This is a genomic window from Ensifer sp. WSM1721 (assembly GCF_000513895.2).
Taxonomy (GTDB): Bacteria; Pseudomonadota; Alphaproteobacteria; order Rhizobiales; family Rhizobiaceae; genus Sinorhizobium.
Map to the genome: position 1 here is coordinate 70,092 of NZ_CP165783.1, position 14,672 is coordinate 84,763.

The following is a 14,672-nucleotide window of genomic DNA, read 5'->3' on the forward strand; positions in this document are numbered from 1 at the left end:
ATTGCTGCGCTCCAAAAGGTGAAGGCTTAAGAGCTGTTTCGTCCGAACGGACGGCCGCTTGGCACGAAGCAGCGATAGCCCTGATGCTGCATTGCGGCAGAAGCGCGCTTCCCGAACTTGGCATGGGCATTGCTCTCCGGAACAGAATGGATGTCGTTAACAGGTCTTGAGCCTAGGTCATCGGCAGTCCTGCAGCGTGAAGGGCCGCAATATCGGCCTCAAGTCGGGCCGTATCAGCGCGAAACTGGGTCTTTGCCCAGGAGACGACAGTGAAGTCCCGGCGGACGGACAAAAGCTGCCGTGCGGTTTCTCGCGCTGTTTCTGGTTGATCACTCTGCTGATAGGTAATCACCAGGTCGGATAGGCCAAATCCGGGACTGCGGGCATTGTAGGCCTCGAAGGCGGCTATTGCCTCCTTGATCCTTCCTGCCAGCCGGTAAGCATTTCCCAGATGCCCAAAATAGAAAGCAGGAGGGTGCGGGCTGAGGTTCATTGCCTTTTCGCCATGCTCGACCGCCTCTTCAGGGTATCCTGCGAAGGCGAGAACGAAGCACGCAAAGGTGGCTACATCGGCCGATCCCGGCGCGAGCCGTGTTGCTCTGCGGGCATCGGCGGCCGCTTCGTCGTACCGCGCTTGTAGCAGCAGGGCACAGCTTGAAACTGTGTTGGCGTCGGGATGCTCAGGATCGAGACCAAGTGCCCGCTCAGCATAATAGAGTGCCTTGTTGCTGGCGATCTGCCTTTCGTCCCACCATGCGAAGCGTGCATCGAGATAGTGGATGAAGCCGACCATCGCGTTGAGGGCAGCAGATTCAGGTTCAAGGGCGAGCGCTCGCCGCCAGCACGACAACGCCGCGGCCATGTTTTCCTTGGTGACCGCCTTGCGAAAATGGTGCAGGCCCTTCACCCATTGTGTCCAGGCCTCGATATTGCTCGTCGTCGTATAATGGAGCCGCGCTTGCTCGCCGTCAGTTAGGTTGACTTGCATCTCGGTTGCGAGCACCAGGGTGATTTCATCTTGGACGGCGAAAATGTCGCCGATTGACCGGTCATATCGTTCGGCCCAGAGGTGCGACCCGCTGTTTGCATCGATGAGCTGTGCGCTTATGCGAATGCGGTCGGCGCTCTTGCGAATGCTGCCCTCCAAGACATACTGCACGCCGAGCCGCTTCGCCGCGTCGCGGACGTCGATGGCATGCCCCTTGTAGACAAAGCTGGAAGTGCGGGCGATGACACGCATGCCGGCCAGTTTCGAGAGCGTTGTGATGATGTCGTCAACCAGGCCATCGGCAAATAAATCCTGCTCTGGCTCACCAGACATGTTGGTGAACGGCAACACTGCGATCGAAGGGATGTCGGCGAACGCCATCGGCGCCTTGGCAGGCTCCCGAGCCGATGAGCCATCGCCGCTCCAGTACCAGGCCCGGACCGGCGCCTCGATATTCTTCAGAGACAGTTCGCCTGCATCTCCAAACGCGACGCTGACCTTACCTTTGATTTGAGCGTGCACCGCCCTGACACGAGAATACCGGCCTTGGGTGCCTGCGCCTCGAGGCGGACCGCCACATTGACCCCTTCGCCAAAAATGTCGTCGCCATCGATGATAATATCTCCGAGGTTCACGCCAATGCGCAGTTCGATCGGTTCTCGCTCCGGCTGCGAACTGTTGCGGCCCGCCATTTTTCTTTGAATCGCCAGCGCGCATTCGACGGCGTCTACGGCGCTGGCGAACTCCACCAATGCACCGTCTCCCATCATCTTGACGATGCGGCCGCGGTATTCCGCAACTGTCGGATTGAAGCGCGTGTCCCAGATGTCGCGCATTGCCGCGAGCGTGCCTGCTTCGTCGGCTCCGATGAAGCGCGAATAGCCAACAACGTCGGCGGCGAGGATAGCGGTGAGGCGGCGCTGGGGTCTTTCTTCGGCCATCGCTGAAATCGCTTTCGAGGGCAGAATGTGAATTTTATGTCATTGCTGCAGCAAGTGCATCCGATTCCCATCATGCTGCAGTGCGGCAAATATCGCGCGATCGGCCATGAATTCACCAAAACTTCGCGACAGAACCTGTTGCGGATTGTCCATGGGATGCGACAGCACCTCTCGCAAGCGGCGAGCCGGCGGCATTCCTCTGATGTCTGCCGGCTTTACACACGGGGATGACGGAACATGAAAGTTGTGGTCGAGAATACCGTTTGCTTGAACACCGGCGATGCGGCAATTCTGCTCGCGATCAGGCACATCCTGAGATCGGTAGTTCAGGAAAAGCTGGAATTCCTGGTGTTCGACAGCCAGCCGGAGGTCGCCGCGCGACTCTATCCGAAAGAGCAATATCCCGACATCGAGCTGCGAAAGCTCCCGTCGGAATCGATCTTCAAGTACAAATACGACGACAACACCGTCAAGAATGCGCTGAAGCAGGTGTACAATCAGGCCGTGTTCCAGGCTTTGCGTCATCTCGGTAGCGGCAACTATCTCGACAGGCGCTTCTTCACCGACGAGGACCGCAAGAGCCTGGCGATGTACAAGGACGCCGACATGGTGATCACCACCGGCGGCACGTATCTCGTCGAAAACTATTCCCTGGAACGCCGCATCAACCAGTTCAAGCTTGCGGAGATGCTGGGCAAGAAGACGATCTTCTTCACGCAGTCGCTCGGACCTTTCGCAAAGCCCTACAACCGCCGGAACTTGCCCCCTATCTTTGCCCGCAGTCCGCTGATCCTCCTGCGCGACGTTCGTTCGCGCGACCATATTCTCGATCTCGTCGACGATCCCTCAAAGTGCCACGTCGTCGCGGATTCGGTTTTTGCGCTTGCTGACGTGGAGCGGATCAAGGCGCTGCTGACGATCGGCCGCCCCCCAGCGGCGACGGGCCGCGTCGGTATTTCCGTGCGGCACTGGCACTACGTCCAGGGCGGCCAGGGCGGCATGGACCGCTACATCGACTCGGTGCGCGCCATGGCGACGAAGCTCGTGCGCGACTACGGCAAAAAGATCACCTTCATTTCCACCTGCCAGGGCGTACCGGAATATGCGCATGACGACTCGAAAACGGCGAATGCGATCGTCTCCGGCCTGGAGCCCGAAATCGCAAGCCAAGTGACCGTCGACGCATCATTCCACACGCCGGAACAGTTGATGGCGGTCGTCAAGGATTTCGATTTTGTCGTGTCGACGCGGATGCACATGATGATCATGTCCCTCTGCGTGGGCACGCCCGTACTGCCAATCGCCTACGAGTTCAAGACGAAGGAAGTCGCCAAGCGCATTGGCGTCGACGATGTCCTGCTCGATATCGACACGGTCACACCCGACGAGGCGCTCGGCAAGCTCGACCGTTTCGTTGGCAATCTCGATCATTACCGCGCGGTGAGCCTCAAGGCCGTGCTCGAGGAGCATGCCTCGGCGATGTCGGCGGCGGATCTCATCCGCCCCCTGCTTCCAAGCTCAGCGGCCGATCGCTCCCATTCCCTTCGACAGGATATCGAGCAAGACCTGGCGCGGCTGGCGTAACAGCAGCGCGAGCAGCAAAGCAAGGCCGTAGTTGAGGCAGATCGCCGAAGCGAGGGCGATGAAGGGCGAGTTCCCGGTCAGCATGTCCGGGAGCAGGCGATAGCAGACCCACGCCGCCAGGGCCGACAGAAGAAAGAGGCCCTGGACGAGCATGAAATCGACCGACGAGACAGGGCCGAGCCGCCCGAGCAGCCAGGCAAGCACCGGAAGGCGCAGGACGTAGCCGCTGATTGCATAGGCGGCCGCGACTCCGACGGCGCCCCATTGCAGACCGACGAAGAAGGAAAGTACGGTCGTCAGCGACGAATAGATGCCCCAGCGAAACATCGTCCTGGTCTCGCCCTGGCAGATGAAAAGCCAGCCGGTTGTGCTCGAAACCGGCTGCATCAGGCTCGCGATCCCGAGCCAAGCGAAAATCGGTGCGACCGGCAGCCATTGCTCGCCGAAGAGGATGCTGACGGTCGGCTGGGCGGCCAAGGTCAGCGCCGCGATGCCGGGCATGGTGACCATTGCGAGCAACCAGTTCGTCCGCATGTAGATGTCGCGGAAGCGTGCCTTATCCTCCTGGATGCGGCTCATCAGCGGAATCATCACGCGCGACAAGGGTTGCGTGATGTTCTGCAGCGGGAAGAGCAGGAGCTTGTAGGCACGGTCGTAATAGCCAAGCTCGACTGGGCCCGAGAACTTGCCGATCAGGATGTTGTCGAGGTTGCGCGAGAAAAAATTGACGAGATTGAAGCCGGTAAGATTGGCGCCAAAGGAGATGATGTCGCGATCGATCGTGAACTGCGGTCGGCCCGGCATCCACCGTGTGGCCCACCATGCCGCCAGCAGCGCGACGGCAGCAGAGGCCGCGGGCCCGATGACCAGCGACCAGTAGCCCATGCCGAAATAGGCGGCCGCGGCGGTGACAAGGAGCCCCACGACAGCCGCATAGACATCGTTCAAAGCCAATTGGCCGAACTTCAGGTGCCGGTTCAAAAGGGCGAGTGGCAGTGCCGCGAGGCTTCCGAGCAGCAAGGGGGCAGCCGCAGCAATCGTGATCGCCGTCATGCGCGGATCGTTGTAGAAAACGGCAACGGCGGGTGAAAGTGCGACGACGACGAGGGTGCAGATGAGCCCGACGAGCGTGCTGATCCAGAACACCTGATTGAGCTGCGTCTCGGCAATTTCCTTGCGCTGGATTACGGCCTGCTGCAGCCCAAGATTCTGGAAGAGCCCGACGAAAGCGACGATCGGACTTACAGAGGCGACGAGGCCGAAATCCTCCGGCACCAGCAGGCGGGCAAGGACGATAACTGAGATGAACTGGATCAGCATGCGCACGGCCTGCGCGCCGCCTGTCACCAGACCGCCGCGCAGGGCGGTGCGGCCGAGTTGGATCTTCTCTGCGCTCAAGCGACCTGCCTCGATTCTGCCAACCGGCTGAGGATGGCGGCGAAATCGTCGTCGAGCCGCTCCATGTTGAATTCGGCCTCGACCTTCCTTCTTGCTGCGAGGGCTATGCTCTCGCATTCGTCCGGATGTTCGGCGATGAAGCGCAGCCGGTTCGCAAGCGTATCGACATCCCGTTCGGCCGCAAGGAAGCCAGTCTTGCGGTCCTCGATCAGCTCCGGAATTCCGGAATGGTAGGAACTGACCACTGTCAATCCGGCCGCCATCGCCTCCATCAGCGCCACCGGTATGCCTTCGACATCGCCGTTCTCGGCGGTGACACTCGGTAGGACGAAGGCGTGCGAGCGGTGCAGCCATTGCTTGACCGCCTGGTGAGGAAGACCACCCAGAAAGGAGACCTGCTCGGCAATGTCGACTTCGGATGCAAGCGCCTCGAGCCTTTGCCGCAAGGGGCCGTCGCCGATGATGGTGTAGTGCCAGGAGAGCCCCGGGGCGGCGGCACGCAGTTTCCCGAGCGCGCGCAGCGCGAACTCCACGCCCTTCTTTTCGGCCAACCTGCACACGGAGATCAATTGCAGCGGCGTGTCGCGCCAGGATTTCCACTCGTAGGGAATTTTCTTGAGGTCGATTCCCATATGGTGGACGGCGACCTTCTCAGCGGGTGCCCCGGCCTTCACCAGAACGTCACGAAAATGGTCGTTCACGGTGAGGCTCAGCGCACCGTGCTGGAACAGATCGTTATAGCGCCCGAGGCCACGCTCGTGCAGGGGAACGCCGACGTCATAACCGTGGAAGATCGTGACGATCGGCGGCTTCAGCCGCTTCCATTTCTTCAGCCGCGCCGCGCGGGCGCCGTTGTGTCCGAAATGCGCGACGATGACCTCGCATCGATTGAGGCTTGCGGCTGACGAGATGTCGAGCGCGGTGGAGACTTTGTCGCGCAGTTTCGCCGGCAGTCGCTCTATGGACGCCCGGAGGTGCGCCGCCGCGCCCCACCAGTCGCGCGTGCGCGCAAGAAGGATTGCGAGCGGCTCCTGATGCCGATCCGCGAAGTCATAATCCGTGATCCCGTTGCACACGACATCGACCTCGAAACCACGGCGCAGCAGGCCGGCCATCTGGCCGATGACGAAAGTTTCCGAGAGCTGCGGAAACTGACCGACGACAAAACCGATGCGCATGCCGTCTCAGGATGCCTTGAGTGCTGCGGGGCGGCTCTGCGCGGCGCGCTCCAGAACCTCGAGAAAGGCCGCGAACTGTCGCGCGGGCTGCATCAGAGGGCGCTCGGCAAATTTCGATGCGGCCGCCGACAGCCGCTGGTACTCTGCGTCGTCGCTCCAGAGCCTGCGGACGGCGCCGGTCCATTCTTCGAGCGGTGCATCATAGTCGATAACGATGCCGCCTTCGCCGATCGCTTCCGGCAATCCGCCGCGCCTTGAGCCTACAACCGGAATGCCGCTGCAATGAGCCTCGGAGGCTACCCGTCCCCAGGCCTCTTCCCATTTGCTGGGGGCCAGCAGGATCTTCGTCCGGCCGTAGACCGTTTTCATGTCGTTGGTACGGCCCTCCAGCCGTACGTTCTTCAACGGCGCGATGATCTTCTCGATTTCTGCCCGTTGATCGTCGGAGAGCGTCCAGCTTTCCACGAATAGGAATGGAATGTCCGGGCATTGCTCGGCGATACGAACCGCCAATTCGAATCCCTTCTCCTTGTGGGGATTGATGAACGTCACATATTGGCGTGTCGTGGATGTCTTGTAGGTTGCGGGATTGATCGTCGGCGGGATGACGACCGAGTCGATGCCGTATTTCTGCTTGTAGCTACGGGCGGTAAATTCTGAATTCGCAATGTAGTGCACGGACGTCAATTCCCGCAGATCGCCGGCGAGCTCGTGATACTCGACGTTTCTATGGTAAATGACTAGCGGCACATTATGCGCCTGCAGCGCCTTTCCGATCGGCACGGATTTGTGGCCCTGCACAACCGCCACGTCGGGCTGGAGCTTCCTGACGGCAACAGCCGCCGCTTCCCACGGAAACCAGGCGCGAACGACGGGATAGCCGGGAAGGCTGTCCGTGACACTGCCCTGCCCGGACAACTTCAACTTGACGCGCGCCTTGAACCCAAAGAAGCCCTCGCCGCACAAGGCGGCAAGGACCCCCACCTCGTTACCGCGGTCACGCAATTGCTGAACGAGGTGGTGCGTGCTTGACTGAAGACCGCCGCTGATTTCGGGGTAATATCCGTGTCCACCGGCAAAAAGTACCTTCATACTGCTGCTCCTTCTTCAGAGAGACGTTCCATTGAATTCCGGGCCTTCACCCAAAGCGGGGCGACGCGGAAAGCACCAACTCCAGAATGACGGCATTTGTTGGATAGGTCGGTGCAACCTTTAGAATAGAGCCGAGGCTGAGCCGCGACGGACATGCTTTCAACAAAGCGCGAGAGCATTCGGACACGTGTACATCCAGCCGCGAGAGGTCATCCATCATCGAGCAGGGAAATAGTACGAGCGAGGGGCGCAGCATTGCTGCACTGCAGCATAGTGTCACGGCAGGAGGGCACCGTCAACCGGGCTTCACCGGCCGAGCTGATTGAAAAGGCTTAGAGTCCGTTTGAGAACGTCAGTGGCTGATACGTCGGAGCAGAAGACCGCCCATGGCGACATGGATCATGGCGTCTGACACGTCGATGCAGGCAGAGAACGCGGCCGACCGTGGAGGCATGGCCCTCGAACAAGCGGGTCGGCCTCGGACGCGGTCGCTGACGTTGGTCACTCTGCCATTTGTCTTCGTATTGAGCTCAGCTGAGTTCTTGGGCGAGTCCGATGAGAAGCCCTTCAGGCCCACGGATGTAGCAGAGCCGATACGCGTCCTTATACTGGACTACTTCGCCTACGAGCTCAGCGCCGCACGTGCGGAGTCTTTCAAGCGTCCCGTCGATGTCGTCCACGGCGAACATGACGCGCAGGTAGCCTAGGGCGTTGACCGGGGCGTTCCGGTGATCTGCGACGATAGGCGGCGTGAGGAAGCGGGAGAGCTCGAGCCGATTGTGGCCGTCCGGTGTGCGCATCATGGCAATCTCGACACGCTGATCGCCCAGTCCAGTGACACGTCCGGCCCATTCTCCTTCGATCGTGGCGCGCCCTTCGAGCTCGAGGCCGAGTTCGCGAAAGAAATCAATCGCCCCTCCGAGGTCTTCGACGACGATTCCTACGTTGTCCATCCGCTTGAGCGCCATGTTCCACTCTCCAAAGTGTCGTTCCAATCTAGAAGGTGTCGCCTAGTCTAACAAGGACGCTTGAGGCACCCCCAACGCCGGCGGCCATCCGGGCCCAATTCGCTGCTGTCCACATCAGAAGCTTGAATCATGGACCGCCTCAAACCGCCACCCCGTTTTCAAACGGTCTCTTAGCGCCTTACGTGACCGAACCGCTTGCTTGACGCGGCGGCTCTCCAAGGTCACGTTCAGCTATTTAAAACAAACCGACGGGTGCATCATGGCCGAGGACGAACAGGCGCCGGAAACCAAGTTGACCTCTACCAAGCGGCGCTGGGCGGCAGCGGGCAAGTTCCTGACTGGCCGCATTGCGCGTCCCGAAACGGACCGGCTTCCGCCCGGGCAGCATCTCGTCAGGGACTGGCCGGTCCTGGATCTGGGACAACAGCCGCACCTCACTCTGGAGAACTGGCGGCTCGACGTGACGGGCCTCGTCGAGAATTCGCTCTCGCTGGATTGGAGCGCCTTCCAGGCGCTGCCGCAGAGCGACAGCCTCTCGGACATCCACTGCGTGACGACCTGGTCGCGCTATGACAACCGGTGGCGCGGCGTCGCCACCCGCGATCTCCTCGATCGCGCGATGCCGAAGCCGGAGGCGGAATATGTGATGCTGACGAGCTATGACGGCTACACCACCAACCTGCCGCTTGCCGACTTCGCCGCCGAGGATGCGATTCTTGCGACCACCTGGGAGGGTGAGCCGATCACGCGTGCCCATGGCGGGCCGATGCGCCTCGTCGTGCCGCATCTCTATTTCTGGAAGAGCGCCAAATGGCTGAGGCGTATCGATCTGCGCGCCGCCGACGCCGCAGGCTTCTGGGAGCGGAACGGCTATCACATGCGCGGCGATCCCTGGAGCGAAGAGCGCTATTCCGGCGATTGAGACCTCGCACCTTGACTGCGAGCCGCTTTCCTTGATGCTACAGTTCATGGTTGAAGACCTCCTTCATTGAAGCGCGGCAGCCTCCGTTCCGCGCAAGTCCGGGAGAAGAGCATGCGCCATCTCGCCTTGAAAAGCCTGTCCTTTGCCCTGTTGTTCGCGTTCGGTGCGGTTTCGCCGCAATTGGGAAGGGCGGCCTCGCCGGAGCCGGTCAAGGCCGAGCACGGCATGGTCGTCACCGCCCAGCATCTCGCCTCCGATATCGGCGTCGAGATCCTGAAGAAGGGTGGCAACGCGGTCGATGCCGCAGTCGCCGTGGGCTACGCGCTCGCCGTTACTTATCCGACCGCCGGCAATATCGGCGGCGGCGGCTTCATGACCATTCGCTTCAAGGACGGCAAGACGACCTTTCTCGATTTTCGTGAACGCGCGCCGCTCGCTGCCACGAAGACCATGTACCTCGACGACCAAGGCAATCTCGTCAAAGGCCTGAGCACGGACGGTTACCTTGCCGTCGGCGTGCCCGGCCCGGTGGCCGGCTTCGAATTCGCCCGCAGCCGCTACGGCACGCGACCGCTGAAGGAGCTCATCGAGCCGGCGATCACGCTGGCGCGGGAAGGTTTTGAATTAAAGCAGGGCGACGTCGATTCCTTCGCCGGCAGAACCGAGCGGCTGGCCAAGGATCCGGCCGCCGCGGCAATCTTCCTGAAGCCGGACGGAAAGCCGTTCGAGGTCGGCGATAAGCTGGTCCAGGCTGATCTTGCCGCATCGCTTTCGAGCATTGCCGAGAAGGGGCCCGACGCCTTCTACAAGGGCGCCATCGCCGATGCGATCGTAAAAGCGAGTGCGGAAAAGGGCGGCATCCTCGCCAAGAAGGACTTCGAGCAGTACAAGGTACGCGAACTCGACCCTATCGAATGCAATTATCGCGGCTATGACATCGTCTCATCGCCGCCGCCGTCTTCGGGCGGCGTCATCATCTGCGAGATCCTCAACATCCTCGAGGGCTATCCGCTTTCCTATCTCGGCTACGGTTCGGCCGAGACGGTGCATGCGATGATCGAGGCGATGCGCCACGCCTATGTCGATCGCAACACGGCGCTCGGCGATCCGGCCTTCGTCGAGAACCCCGTCGCGAAGCTGGTCGACAAGACTTATGCCGAGGAGATCCGCGAAAAGATCGACCCCTTCAAGGCCGGTGTCTCCGAGGCGCTGATGCCCAAGGGCTTCGGCGAGAGCACGGAGACGACCCACTATTCGATCATCGACGACGAAGGCAACGCCGTCGCCGTCACCTATACGTTGAACGGCTCCTTCGGCGCCGGCGTCGTCGCGCCCGGTACCGGCATCCTGCTCAACAACGAGATGGACGATTTCACCGCCAAGCCCGGCGCGCCCAATCTCTACGGCCTCGTGCAGGGAGAGGCGAATGCGATCGCGCCCGGCAAGACGCCGCTTTCCTCGATGAGCCCGACGATCATCTCCAAAGACGGCAAGCCCTTCATGGTGATCGGCAGCCCCGGCGGCGCGCGCATCATCACCATCACGCTGGAGGCGATCATCAACGTGATCGATCACGGCATGAACGTCCAGGAGGCGGTCGACGCCCCGCGCGTCCATCACCAATGGCTGCCGGACAAGGTGTTCATGGAGCCCTATGCGCTTTCGCCCGACACGCTGAAGCTTCTCTCGGCGATGGGCCATGATGTCCAGATCGACGAGAACTGGACGATCTGGGGCCAGGCGACGGGCATACTCGTCGGCGGCGAAAGCTTGAGCGAGATCGAAGAAGGCGGCGGCGCCCGCTATAACGGTGCCGTCGACAGCCGCATCGGCGCCGGCGCGGCGAGGGGGTACTAGGACGCTCCGTTTGGACGGGCCCCATGTCCTCAGAGCGGAAAAAACTTAGCGGGCTGCCGTTTTGATCCCATGGGCGGGTAAGCCCGCCCCGCCGATCATGCCTTCGCCACCACCGCCTCCGCCGCCTCGCGGATCGTCTGCATCAGGATCGAGAGCGGCAGGGAGGGGATTGCGTCGGTGCGCATTGTGAGGCCCACCGGCCCCTTGGTTTCGCTGGTGTCGAGGGGCAGGGTCGAAAACAGGCCGTCCTCGATGTCGGTGGCGACGACGCCGCTGGAGATGATCCAGATGGCATCGCTCGAGCGGACGAAAGCGCGGCCGAAGGAGTCGGAGACGGTTTCGATCTGGTTCGGCAGGCCGGCAATGCCGTTGGTGATCAGGAAGCGCTCGACGAAGGGGCGGATGATCGAAGCGCGCGTCGGCATCAGCACCGGATAGTCGCCGAGATGCGCAAAGACCGATTGCTTGCCGGAAAGCAGCGGATGACCGGCGCGAACGGCAAAGACGACCTGCTCGGAATAGAGGTGTTCGAAGGAGAAGCCGGTCATCCTGTCGGGGGCGGCGAGCCTCCCGACGACGAGGTCGAGGTCGCCGACGCGCAATTGTTCCAGCAGCACTGCATTTTCGCCGGTCACGATCTTGACGCGGGCGCCGGTCTTCTCCTTGAGGAAGAGCGCGATGGCGCCAGGCATGATGCGGGTCGAGACGGTCGGTAGCGCACCGATGCGGAGCGGCGGGCCGTCGCCAGAACGCTCCTGCGAGACGGAATCGAGGCCCTGGCGAAGCGCGGTCAGCGCAGCGCCGGCATGCCGCAGGAAGACCTCGCCGTAGCGCGTGATCCTGATGCCGCGCCCGTCGCGCTCGAAGACGGCAACGCCCAGCACCTCCTCCAGCTCGCGGATCGTCTTGGTAACCGCCGGTTGGCTGACACGCAGGAGTTCAGCCGCCTTTACCACGCTCTTCTGGCGTGCAACCTCGACAAATGTCTGCAGATGGCGAAACTTCACGCGGGCGTCGATCATTATCTATAACCTTCAGGTTAATGAAAAGCCATGAAATATCATTTTACCTAACCGGATGAAACAGCCAATTTGGTGAGGAGGAGGAGGAGAGCCGTGCAGTTCGCCCGTATCAACGACATCACGACCCACTATCGGCTGGTTGGCGCCGTCGCGGGAAAGCCCGTGCTCGTCCTCATCAATTCGCTCGGCACGGACTTTCGCATCTGGCGCGACGTCGTCGTGCGGCTGGCCGCCGATTTTGCGATCGTCCTTTACGACAAACGCGGCCACGGCCTTTCGGAGATCGGCCAGGTTCCCTATTCGATCGAGGACCATGCGACCGATCTCGCCGGCCTTCTCGACCGGCTCGCCGTGAAGCGGGCGATCGTCTGCGGCCTCTCCGTCGGCGGCCTCATTGCACAGTCGCTCTACCAGCGCCGACCCGATCTGGTGCGCGCGCTCGTGCTTTGCGATACCGCGCACAAGATCGGCACGGCGGAGATGTGGGATGCCCGCATCGCCGCGATCGAGGCGCATGGGCTCGAGGCGATCGCCGACGGCGTGCTCGAGCGCTGGTTCACGCCGGCTTTCCGCCGGCCCGAGAACGCCGCCTTCGTCGGCTACCGCAACATGCTGATCCGTCAGCCGGTTGCGGGTTACCTCGGCACCTGCGCCGCCATCCGGAACGCCGATTACACCGACGCTGCCGGCAAGATCGCCGTACCGGTGCTCTGCGTCGTCGGCGACCAGGACGGCTCGACGCCGCCGGACGTGGTGCGCTCGACGGCCGCTCTCATTCCCGGCGCGCGCTTCGAAGTGATCCGCGATGCCGGGCATATTCCCTGTGTCGAGCAGCCGGAGGCCCTGACCCGGACGCTCGGCAGCTTTTTCAGATCCTTGCTGGAGACAAACCATGAGTGACGCTTTCGCGCCCTCCGACCGCTATCGCCAAGGGATGGCGACCCGCCGTGCCGTCCTCGGTGACAATCACGTCGACCGCGCTCAGTCCGCCTTGACCGATTTCGATCGACCCTTCCAGGAACTGATCACGGAAGCCGCCTGGGGGCATGTCTGGGCGCGTCCCGCCTGGACGAAGCGCGAGCGGTCGATCGTCACCATCGCGCTGCTTGCGGCCCTCGGCCAGGACGAGGAGGTGGCGATGCATGTCCGAGCGACGGCCAATACGGGAGCCACCCCGGAGGACATCTCAGAGGCGCTCCTGCATGTGGCGATCTATGCCGGGGTGCCCGCGGCCAACCACGCCATCAAGATCGCCAAGCGGGTTCTCGGCGAGATGGACGCCGGCAAGTCAGCCTGAGAAGGGAGAGAGCGAACATGTCCAATCATGACAATGGTCGGCCGGAAACCGGCGCCTTTTTCCCGCGCGACCGGAGCTGGCACCCGCCGGCCTTGACACCCGGCTACAAGACCTCGGTGCTACGCTCGCCACGAAAGGCCCTGCTGTCGCTCGACGGCACGATCTCGGAGATCACCGGTCCCGTCTTCGGCCATTCGATGCTCGGCGAACTCGACAACGACCTGATCCATAATTTCGCAAAGCCTGGTGAGAGCGCGATCGGTGAGCGCATCATCGTGCATGGGCGGGTGCTGGACGAACGGGCCCGGCCGGTTGCGGGCGCGCTGGTCGAATTCTGGCAGGCGAATGCCGGCGGCCGCTACCGCCATAAGAAAGAAAGCTATCTGGCGCCGCTCGATCCGAATTTCGGCGGCTGCGGCCGGACGATCACCGACGAGAACGGCGATTATTACTTCCGCACGATCAAACCAGGCCCCTATCCCTGGCCGAACGGCGTCAACGACTGGCGGCCGGCACATATCCACTTCTCGGTCTTCGGCCACGGCTTTGCCCAGCGGCTGATCACGCAGATGTATTTCGAGGGCGACCCGATGATCTGGAAATGCCCGATCGTCGGGACAATTCCCGATCGCCGGGCGATCGAGCAGCTGATCGCGGCGCTCGACTGGGGGAACACGGTCCCGATGGATGCGCGCGCCTACAAGTTCGATATCGTTCTGCGCGGCCGCCGTTCGACGCTCTTCGAGAACCGGCCGGAAGGGAACTAGGAGGAATCGATGGTTCAGGACCTGGGTTATCTCAAGGAAACCGCCTCGCAAACTGCAGGGCCTTACGTCCATATCGGGCTCACGCCGAACTTTTGCGGAATTTCCGGCATTTATGAAACTGATCTCGGATCGTCGATGGTCAACGACAGGACACTCGGGCAGCGCATCACCGTCACGGGCCGCGTGATCGACGGCGCCGGAATGCCGCTCAAGGACGCCCTCGTCGAAATCTGGCAGGCGGATGCCGCAGGGCTTTATCATTCGCCTTCGGAAACGCGCGGCTCGGCGGATCCGAATTTTGCTGGCTGGGGCCGCTGCCCGACGAGCGCCGAGGACGGCGTTTTCGTGTTTGAGACGGTGAAGCCGGGTCGCGTGCCTTTCCGCGACGGCCGCCTGATGGCGCCGCACATCACCTTCTGGATCGTTGCCCGCGGCATCAATATCGGACTGCACACGCGCATGTACTTCCCGGACGAGGCGACCGCCAATGGCGAGGACCCGCTCCTTGCCAAAATCGAACATCGCGATAGGGTCGAAACGCTTGTCGCGGCCGGAGAGTCGCCCGTCTACGTCTTCGACATTCATCTCCAGGGCGAAAAGGAAACGGCCTTCCTGGACATCTGATCGGTCGGCAGCCGTTCTGCCTTGCCGCATGCTT

General features: G+C 61.9%; 14 protein-coding genes. 7 read left to right on the forward strand and 7 right to left on the reverse strand.

Going from position 1 to position 14,672, the window contains the following annotated elements:
- Positions 1 to 172: 172 nt before the first annotated feature.
- Together M728_RS18115 and M728_RS18120 are read right to left on the reverse strand one after the other, a co-directional pair.
- Positions 173 to 1,369 carry a hypothetical protein gene (locus M728_RS18115; protein ID WP_051441064.1) on the reverse strand — a complete coding sequence of 399 codons (1,197 nt, stop codon included), beginning with the start codon at positions 1,367 to 1,369 and terminating at the stop codon, positions 173 to 175.
- Between the two features lie 77 nt (positions 1,370 to 1,446).
- On the reverse strand, positions 1,447 to 1,929 hold the full coding sequence (locus M728_RS18120; protein WP_051441063.1) for an adenylate/guanylate cyclase domain-containing protein: 483 nt from the start codon (positions 1,927 to 1,929) through the stop codon (positions 1,447 to 1,449).
- A 237-nt stretch (positions 1,930 to 2,166) separates the two neighbouring features.
- Between M728_RS18120 and M728_RS18125 the strand changes: the two genes are divergently transcribed.
- Positions 2,167 to 3,513 carry a polysaccharide pyruvyl transferase family protein gene (locus M728_RS18125; RefSeq protein ID WP_026622908.1) on the forward strand — a complete coding sequence of 449 codons (1,347 nt, stop codon included), beginning with the start codon at positions 2,167 to 2,169 and terminating at the stop codon, positions 3,511 to 3,513.
- On the opposite strand, the gene M728_RS18130 is transcribed toward M728_RS18125, so the two are convergent.
- The 4 genes from M728_RS18130 to M728_RS18145 all read right to left on the reverse strand — a co-directional run bounded on the left by M728_RS18130 (position 3,448) and on the right by M728_RS18145 (position 8,149).
- Complete coding sequence (locus M728_RS18130; RefSeq protein ID WP_026622907.1) at positions 3,448 to 4,911, reverse strand: lipopolysaccharide biosynthesis protein; 1,464 nt, start codon at positions 4,909 to 4,911, stop codon at positions 3,448 to 3,450. The two genes, M728_RS18125 and M728_RS18130, sit on opposite strands and share 66 nt — an antisense overlap.
- A complete protein-coding gene (locus M728_RS18135) occupies positions 4,908 to 6,089 on the reverse strand; it encodes a glycosyltransferase (protein WP_026622906.1) in 1,182 nt (393 codons plus the stop codon). The genes M728_RS18130 and M728_RS18135 overlap by 4 nt, the downstream gene beginning before the upstream one ends.
- Positions 6,090 to 6,095: 6 nt before the next feature.
- Complete coding sequence (locus M728_RS18140) at positions 6,096 to 7,181, reverse strand: glycosyltransferase (RefSeq protein WP_026622905.1); 1,086 nt, start codon at positions 7,179 to 7,181, stop codon at positions 6,096 to 6,098.
- Positions 7,182 to 7,711: 530 nt separating this feature from the next.
- The gene (locus M728_RS18145) at positions 7,712 to 8,149 is read right to left on the reverse strand and encodes a VOC family protein (RefSeq protein WP_026622904.1); all 438 of its coding nucleotides are present in this window, start codon (positions 8,147 to 8,149) and stop codon (positions 7,712 to 7,714) included.
- A gap of 259 nt (positions 8,150 to 8,408) precedes the next feature.
- On the opposite strand from M728_RS18145, the gene M728_RS18150 reads away from it, so the two are divergent.
- Positions 8,409 to 9,071: a sulfite oxidase-like oxidoreductase gene (locus tag M728_RS18150; RefSeq protein WP_026622903.1), complete on the forward strand. Its 663-nt coding sequence runs from the start codon at positions 8,409 to 8,411 to the stop codon at positions 9,069 to 9,071.
- Between the two features lie 111 nt (positions 9,072 to 9,182).
- Positions 9,183 to 10,928 carry a gamma-glutamyltransferase gene (ggt, locus tag M728_RS18155; RefSeq protein WP_026622902.1) on the forward strand — a complete coding sequence of 582 codons (1,746 nt, stop codon included), beginning with the start codon at positions 9,183 to 9,185 and terminating at the stop codon, positions 10,926 to 10,928.
- A gap of 95 nt (positions 10,929 to 11,023) precedes the next feature.
- Here ggt and pcaQ read toward each other — a convergent pair whose 3' ends face one another.
- Entirely contained in the window at positions 11,024 to 11,950 is a 927-nt protein-coding gene (gene pcaQ / locus M728_RS18160; protein WP_026622901.1) for a pca operon transcription factor PcaQ, read from the reverse strand.
- Between the two features lie 93 nt (positions 11,951 to 12,043).
- On the opposite strand from pcaQ, the gene pcaD reads away from it, so the two are divergent.
- From pcaD to pcaG, 4 genes are read left to right on the forward strand one after another with little or no spacing between them, the layout of a single operon-like run.
- Complete coding sequence (gene pcaD / locus M728_RS18165; protein WP_370906490.1) at positions 12,044 to 12,850, forward strand: 3-oxoadipate enol-lactonase; 807 nt, start codon at positions 12,044 to 12,046, stop codon at positions 12,848 to 12,850.
- The gene (pcaC, locus tag M728_RS18170) at positions 12,843 to 13,247 is read left to right on the forward strand and encodes a 4-carboxymuconolactone decarboxylase (RefSeq protein WP_026622938.1); all 405 of its coding nucleotides are present in this window, start codon (positions 12,843 to 12,845) and stop codon (positions 13,245 to 13,247) included. The genes pcaD and pcaC overlap by 8 nt, the downstream gene beginning before the upstream one ends.
- A 17-nt stretch (positions 13,248 to 13,264) precedes the next feature.
- Positions 13,265 to 14,014 (forward strand): protocatechuate 3,4-dioxygenase subunit beta, encoded by a 750-nt coding sequence (gene pcaH / locus M728_RS18175; RefSeq protein WP_026622939.1) that lies wholly within the window; start codon positions 13,265 to 13,267, stop codon positions 14,012 to 14,014.
- A 9-nt stretch (positions 14,015 to 14,023) separates the two neighbouring features.
- Positions 14,024 to 14,638: a protocatechuate 3,4-dioxygenase subunit alpha gene (gene pcaG / locus M728_RS18180; RefSeq protein WP_026622940.1), complete on the forward strand. Its 615-nt coding sequence runs from the start codon at positions 14,024 to 14,026 to the stop codon at positions 14,636 to 14,638.
- Positions 14,639 to 14,672: the final 34 nt, after the last annotated feature.

Bases quoted from the DNA above. Each gene is read 5' to 3' on its own strand.
- M728_RS18115 (WP_051441064.1), bottom strand. From the start codon at position 1,369: ATGGCGTTCGCCGACATCCCTTCGATCGCAGTGTTGCCGTTCACCAAC.
- M728_RS18120 (WP_051441063.1), bottom strand. From the start codon at position 1,929: ATGGCCGAAGAAAGACCCCAGCGCCGCCTCACCGCTATCCTCGCCGCC.
- M728_RS18125 (WP_026622908.1), top strand. From the start codon at position 2,167: ATGAAAGTTGTGGTCGAGAATACCGTTTGCTTGAACACCGGCGATGCG.
- M728_RS18135 (WP_026622906.1), bottom strand. From the start codon at position 6,089: ATGCGCATCGGTTTTGTCGTCGGTCAGTTTCCGCAGCTCTCGGAAACT.
- M728_RS18140 (WP_026622905.1), bottom strand. From the start codon at position 7,181: ATGAAGGTACTTTTTGCCGGTGGACACGGATATTACCCCGAAATCAGC.
- M728_RS18145 (WP_026622904.1), bottom strand. From the start codon at position 8,149: ATGGCGCTCAAGCGGATGGACAACGTAGGAATCGTCGTCGAAGACCTC.
- M728_RS18150 (WP_026622903.1), top strand. From the start codon at position 8,409: ATGGCCGAGGACGAACAGGCGCCGGAAACCAAGTTGACCTCTACCAAG.
- ggt (WP_026622902.1), top strand. From the start codon at position 9,183: ATGCGCCATCTCGCCTTGAAAAGCCTGTCCTTTGCCCTGTTGTTCGCG.
- pcaQ (WP_026622901.1), bottom strand. From the start codon at position 11,950: ATGATCGACGCCCGCGTGAAGTTTCGCCATCTGCAGACATTTGTCGAG.
- pcaC (WP_026622938.1), top strand. From the start codon at position 12,843: ATGAGTGACGCTTTCGCGCCCTCCGACCGCTATCGCCAAGGGATGGCG.
- pcaH (WP_026622939.1), top strand. From the start codon at position 13,265: ATGTCCAATCATGACAATGGTCGGCCGGAAACCGGCGCCTTTTTCCCG.
- pcaG (WP_026622940.1), top strand. From the start codon at position 14,024: ATGGTTCAGGACCTGGGTTATCTCAAGGAAACCGCCTCGCAAACTGCA.